Genomic DNA, 5,299 nt, shown 5'->3' with positions numbered 1-5,299 from the left:
CTACACCCGCAATGGCGATCCCTGATGGTTTCGAACCAACGACCTTCGGATTAACAGTCCGGCGCTCTACCAACTGAGCTAAGGGATCGAAAATGGTAGCGACAAGAGGACTCGAACCTCTGACCTCGATCAATATGAGTGATGTGCTCTACCAACTGAGCTATGTCGCCATTCTGGAGCCGATTACAGGATTCGAACCTGCGACCTACTGATTACAAGTCAGTTGCTCTACCAACTGAGCTAAATCGGCTCATAAAAAAAGCTCTTCTCTGATCCCAGAGAAGAGCTTGTTAAAGTCACATATCTCAGGGATACCAGACCCCCAAAATAAGGAGATCTATTTTTTGAATATCGTTTCATCATTTTTTTTATCAAACATACAGGTAGCGATGTGCATGTGGCACTCCGTCTCAATCTTATTTGTAAATTTAATAAATGCTTTCATGATAAAACTCGTAAAATTCTGTTTATTGTGGCTACTTGCCATTTCTTATTACAATTTATTACTGCCAATTTTTCTTGTCAACCCGAAATTTTAATTTTTTTCTTATTTTTCAATTGGTTGCAAAAAAAAACCTTAAGATAAAGACCTGTAAAAAAGTGCGCTAAACGCAAACTCGTTTCTTCATCTCGTTCTATATTCAATCTAAAGCCTGAAATTTCCGACGTCAACCCCTAAATTGATATTTTTTTCTTTAATTTCAACAACTTAATTTTTATTAGGCAAAGCGGTGCCATGAGCTTTTTATATAAAAAAAGACTCTTTCCGGTTCCCCGAAAAGAGTCTTCTTAAAAATCTTCTTCGGGGTACGATCCCCGATGATAGGAGATCTATGTTGTGTGTTCTTTCTTAATGAAATCCATCTCAATATCAAGATTCTTAGATTCAACACACACGAAATCGCACGACGTAAACTTCGTCGTGTTCATATTGTGTTTTATTGTGTTGAAAACTTTAGTTTGCATTGAGTTTCTCCTATTTACTTTTATAGATTCTAACAATAGTCAATCTATGTCAACTCACACTCGTAGCTTTTTTTGCAATAAAACCACATTTTTTAGAATCGCAATCATAAAAATAATATTCTTATAAGAAAGAAGAATGTCTAGTAAAACTCTTTATCAGTTCGCAGGTATACGCTCCAATTTGCCAAAAAGTGTAACCATGGAAAACTACATTAATGCGATAAATCTCTACAACGAAGGCGCAGAAACAAGAGAAGTCCTTAGAGAAACGGGATGGTTTAAAGGGGTTGACGGCATAATGAGGTACGAAATATCCGATCATGAAGCTGAGATAGACACATCTAAATTACGGGAACTTGAAGAAGGGAAAATAGATAGTTATTCACTAGGCTCCATCCTTAAACACGATGCACTATACGAAGCTTACCCATCTTTAAAAAATATAAGGTTTAAATTAGATCCGTTTGACGATGACCCAAATATCGGTGGGAGCTGGAATGCCACGAAGGCAAGCATAACCGTAAACAAAGCTATCATTACCAATCTAGACACCTTAATTGAAACCTTACTTCACGAAGTCCAACACTCAATTCAGAGCATTGAAGGCTTTAGTAACGGAGGTAATACAAATAAGGGGTTCGCAGAAAGTATACTACCTAACATTGAATCCAATGTAAGCCTTGCTCAACTACAACACACCGAGTGGCACCAAAATAATAAAGAAAAATATGAACATGCTATCAATGCTTCACTAAAGGCAAGATATGCACGTTTGTTTATGAGCTTTCGAAAGCTTCAGAAATATGCAAATTCTAACTCCCCCAGTAGAGTTAAACGTCACATCGAGAATGAGGCTTCATGGCTTTACAGTGACTTGTTTAAAGTTGAAGGCACAAACATGACAACACCAAGCGCTGCTCACATCTGTGTCGATTGGTACAATATGCCAACTCGTAATAACAACCGCCAGAAAGATATCTTCCTCTCTAACTGGGCAACCAAGTGCGCAGATGTTTATCTTGAACAAATCCCCTTGGAGTACAGGGAAGAATTTTTATGGCATGAGGGCGACTTTAGGAAGCACATGGACAAACTACGTACAATTTCTGATGGTTTAAATTCCGACATTTTAGACCTTAAAGTTGTACAGTCTGAACTATCCTCGGCAAAAAGGAGCTTAGATAATTTCCATAGCCATCGAAAGTTAAGTGAAGAAACTAAAAATCATTTCTTAGCGCCGACGTTAGAGGAAAGAATTTACACACACCTAACTGGAGAAATTGAGGCAAACAACACTTCAGCAAGAAGGCTCATGACGCCAGAAGAAAGATTACAAAAGGCGTTTGATACAACCCAAGACAAACCAAGTCACCAGCATATTGTTTATTTTAGGGGTAACTCTTATCGTTCATTCAAGTTAGAGTCTTGTGTTAACAACATTAACCCCAAAGGGTCAGTCACATTCGGTAATGAAAATTTCGCCAAACTAACACTGAACAAAAATGCAGACCTCTCTACTGTCATACACGAAGGCGCTCATATTTATATTGAAGCGCTTACAGATATTGTTAAATCAGATATGTGTACAGATAGAGCAAAGAAGACACTAAGTGACATACTAGATTGGCTAGGGACTGATACAGACGAATGGCTTTCATTAAATCTAGACCAACGTAAAGATCTCCATGAAGTCTTTGCTGAGGGGTTTGAAGAATTTGTGAGTATACCTTCAGAAAAGAACCCACTATTTCGAATATTCGATAATTTCAAAATCTGGATAGAATCCATCTACAATGCACTAAACGAAATACCTAAAACAAAACCATTAACGGCAAGCGTCGAAGATTTGTTTAGAGAGTTTGTAGATATTGACACAGAAAGGTCTGAGTTTGCAGATAAACTCTCTGCCTCAATAACAAGATGTTCTGACATCGAGGGTGCACAAGCAATTGCCGCTAGTAAGATCATTGAGAAATCTATGCTCAATCTTACCGAACTTACAGGCATCGAAAGTGAAAAGCTAAATGATATATTTTCAATCGAAGTTATTACACCGAATGCACCCAAAGCTTGTCACAAGCAACAAATTTAAACTATCAGGCACCAACACCAGCTTGGTGCCTAAAAACTTCAATAAACCCTGACGTGACCGAGTGGCTTGCTTGATGATAAAGTCATAGCCTCCCCTTCAACCATAGACATGTAGTATTCTTCAACTTTCTGCAATACCTCTCTAAGCTCCATTGCTTTTTGATGCGTATCAGAATCTATTGTTGAGTCAATTATTTCCGAAAAGAAAGGGGTCACCGCCTCATGAATTGGATTAATGTACGATCCATTTTTCCTGAGATCCTCTCCATTCAAGTATTCGTGGACAATTACATCCAGAGACGCGAAGCCTTTAACGATTCCTAGACGATAACCTTCAAGTGGCGTAAATCTTTCAGGCTCTTCCTTCATGAGCTTAATCGCGAACAATTCGATGCCGCTTTCACGTATACACCTATGAAGCGTCGTTTCCGACAAAATGCCAGTATCAGAACACATTATCTTAATTTCATCAGGAATCTGCTCTCTACGATACACTTTTGCTTCGTACATATCCTTCATAACAACTCCTAGCTCAAAGCCTCAATTAGATCTTTAATCTTCTTTAGAGGAATAATTTTGCACTCATCTGTGCTGAGTGACTGCATCTTCTTGCAGTAATTTGCGTGAGGAATGTATATCTGTCTCTTTCTATGAGTGATGCATTCCTTAACACGACTTAATCCATCTCTAACCTGACGGATTTCACCTGTCAGTGCCACCTCACCAATAAAGACACTATCACGAGGAACGACTTTGTTGTTCACCGAAGAGATAAAGGACGCAGCAACAGACAAATCTGTTGAAGTCTCAGTATCAGGTAACTTAATGCCGCCTACCAGAGATACGTTGATATCATAGTACGTTTTGATGCCACCATGTTTTTTCAACACTTGCGTGATAAGAGACAATCTACTGTAAGAGACGCCAATACAGTTCTTCATTGACTTCTCGCCTTCAACATCTGTTACCAGAGATTGAATCTCAATAAGTATGTTTCGCGAGCCATCTTTGATAACAGTGACAGCACTACCAGAATACTCTTCCTCTGAATTTGATAGGAACAGTCGGCTCGGGTTCGTTACAGACACCATCCCCTTGTCTCCCGTCATCTGGAAGACGCCAACCTGATCAGTATTGCCGAATCTGTTCTTATCCGATCGCAAGAACCTCACATCACCATCGGTAACCTCAATGTGTACAGTCGCATCAATGATGTGTTTAAGCTCTTGTGGCCCAGCCATCTCACTGTTTTTAGTAACCTGTCCAACAAGTAGGATAGTAACCCCATGCTGCTTACATAGCCTTGTAAGAAGGCTTGCGCAGGTTTTTACTTGGGTAACACCGCCTGCTCTACCATTCTCTGAAGACGACGAAAGCGCTTGAATAGAGTCAGTAACTAGAAACTTTACTTTATTATCTTCGACCATCTTGATAAGTGTTTCTACATTATCAGTGTCACCCATAAAGAAAGTGTCATTTGAAAACGCAAGACCTAATCTACCCTTTGCACGAAGTACCCATTGAGGCAAACTCTCTTCAGAGGTGTTATACATACTCGGAAGTGATTTATGCATGTAGTGCACAACTTGCGTAAGAAGTGTTGTTTTGCCAGCTCCGGGGTCTCCAGAAATTAGAACGATCGAACCCGCTGTAACACCACCTCCCAAAACCCTATCAAGCTCTGGTTGACCTGTTTTGTACTTAATAATCTCATCCAGATCAATCTCATCAATCGTTTTTGCCTTGGTGCTACCACCACCAGCATAACCACCCTGTCTGCCACCTAATGCATCATTTAATTTGGCACTAACGGAATTGTTGTTCGTTAAGACAATTTCCGAAATAGTGTTCCAAGAACCACATGAATTACACTGACCTTGCCACCTAGCGAAATCCATGCCACATTCATTACACACATAGCTTTTTTTTGCTTTTGCCATTACTATTACCTAGAGAAATGTTTAACCCGAATTTTAATGCCACAAAAGTTAAAATCAAAAGTTTTTTAAAGCAAAGTGCTTGTTCGGTTAGTTTGCAAGCTAAACAATCGCGTGGCATTATCGCAAGAATGAAGTCATTATTAAAAAAACTCATGAAACTTTTGCTCGGTCAATCTAATGAAGTTGTCATTAACGGACAGAAATTCACAGGCAGGAGTGTTTCTATAATTGGCGACGAGGTTAAAATTGATGGCAAGTCAGTTGATGTTGTTATTCATGATGAAAACCACTTAATTTAAACC

At 39.2% G+C, this 5,299-nt stretch carries 5 protein-coding genes and 3 tRNA genes; 2 read left to right on the top strand and 6 right to left on the bottom strand.

The window, feature by feature from the left end:
* Positions 1-12: 12 nt before the first annotated feature.
* The 4 genes from KJB35_RS27310 to KJB35_RS27295 all read right to left on the bottom strand — a co-directional run bounded on the left by KJB35_RS27310 (position 13) and on the right by KJB35_RS27295 (position 966).
* A tRNA-Asn gene (locus tag KJB35_RS27310) sits at positions 13-88 on the bottom strand.
* 5 nt (positions 89-93) lie between these two features.
* A tRNA-Met gene (locus KJB35_RS27305) sits at positions 94-170 on the bottom strand.
* Between the two features lie 4 nt (positions 171-174).
* Positions 175-250 (bottom strand) — tRNA-Thr (locus tag KJB35_RS27300).
* 581 nt (positions 251-831) lie between these two features.
* Positions 832-966, bottom strand: coding sequence for a hypothetical protein (locus tag KJB35_RS27295; RefSeq protein ID WP_285469881.1), 135 nt, complete (start codon positions 964-966; stop codon positions 832-834).
* Positions 967-1,102: 136 nt separating this feature from the next.
* On the opposite strand from KJB35_RS27295, the gene KJB35_RS27290 reads away from it, so the two are divergent.
* Positions 1,103-3,058: an LPD23 domain-containing protein gene (locus tag KJB35_RS27290; RefSeq protein WP_285469880.1), complete on the top strand. Its 1,956-nt coding sequence runs from the start codon at positions 1,103-1,105 to the stop codon at positions 3,056-3,058.
* Positions 3,059-3,096: 38 nt separating this feature from the next.
* Here KJB35_RS27290 and KJB35_RS27285 read toward each other — a convergent pair whose 3' ends face one another.
* On the bottom strand, positions 3,097-3,576 hold the full coding sequence (locus KJB35_RS27285) for a hypothetical protein (protein ID WP_285469879.1): 480 nt from the start codon (positions 3,574-3,576) through the stop codon (positions 3,097-3,099).
* Positions 3,577-3,584: 8 nt separating this feature from the next.
* Entirely contained in the window at positions 3,585-4,997 is a 1,413-nt protein-coding gene (gene radA, locus KJB35_RS27280; RefSeq protein WP_285469878.1) for a DNA repair protein RadA, read from the bottom strand.
* Between the two features lie 17 nt (positions 4,998-5,014).
* Between radA and KJB35_RS27275 the strand changes: the two genes are divergently transcribed.
* A complete protein-coding gene (locus tag KJB35_RS27275) occupies positions 5,015-5,296 on the top strand; it encodes a hypothetical protein (protein WP_285469877.1) in 282 nt (93 codons plus the stop codon).
* Positions 5,297-5,299: the final 3 nt, after the last annotated feature.

This window comes from Vibrio sp. D431a, assembly GCF_030248655.1.
Classification (GTDB): domain Bacteria; phylum Pseudomonadota; class Gammaproteobacteria; order Enterobacterales; family Vibrionaceae; genus Vibrio; species Vibrio alginolyticus.
Note: the sequence above shows the minus strand (reverse complement) of the source record. Positions and strands in the feature narration are given on the sequence as shown.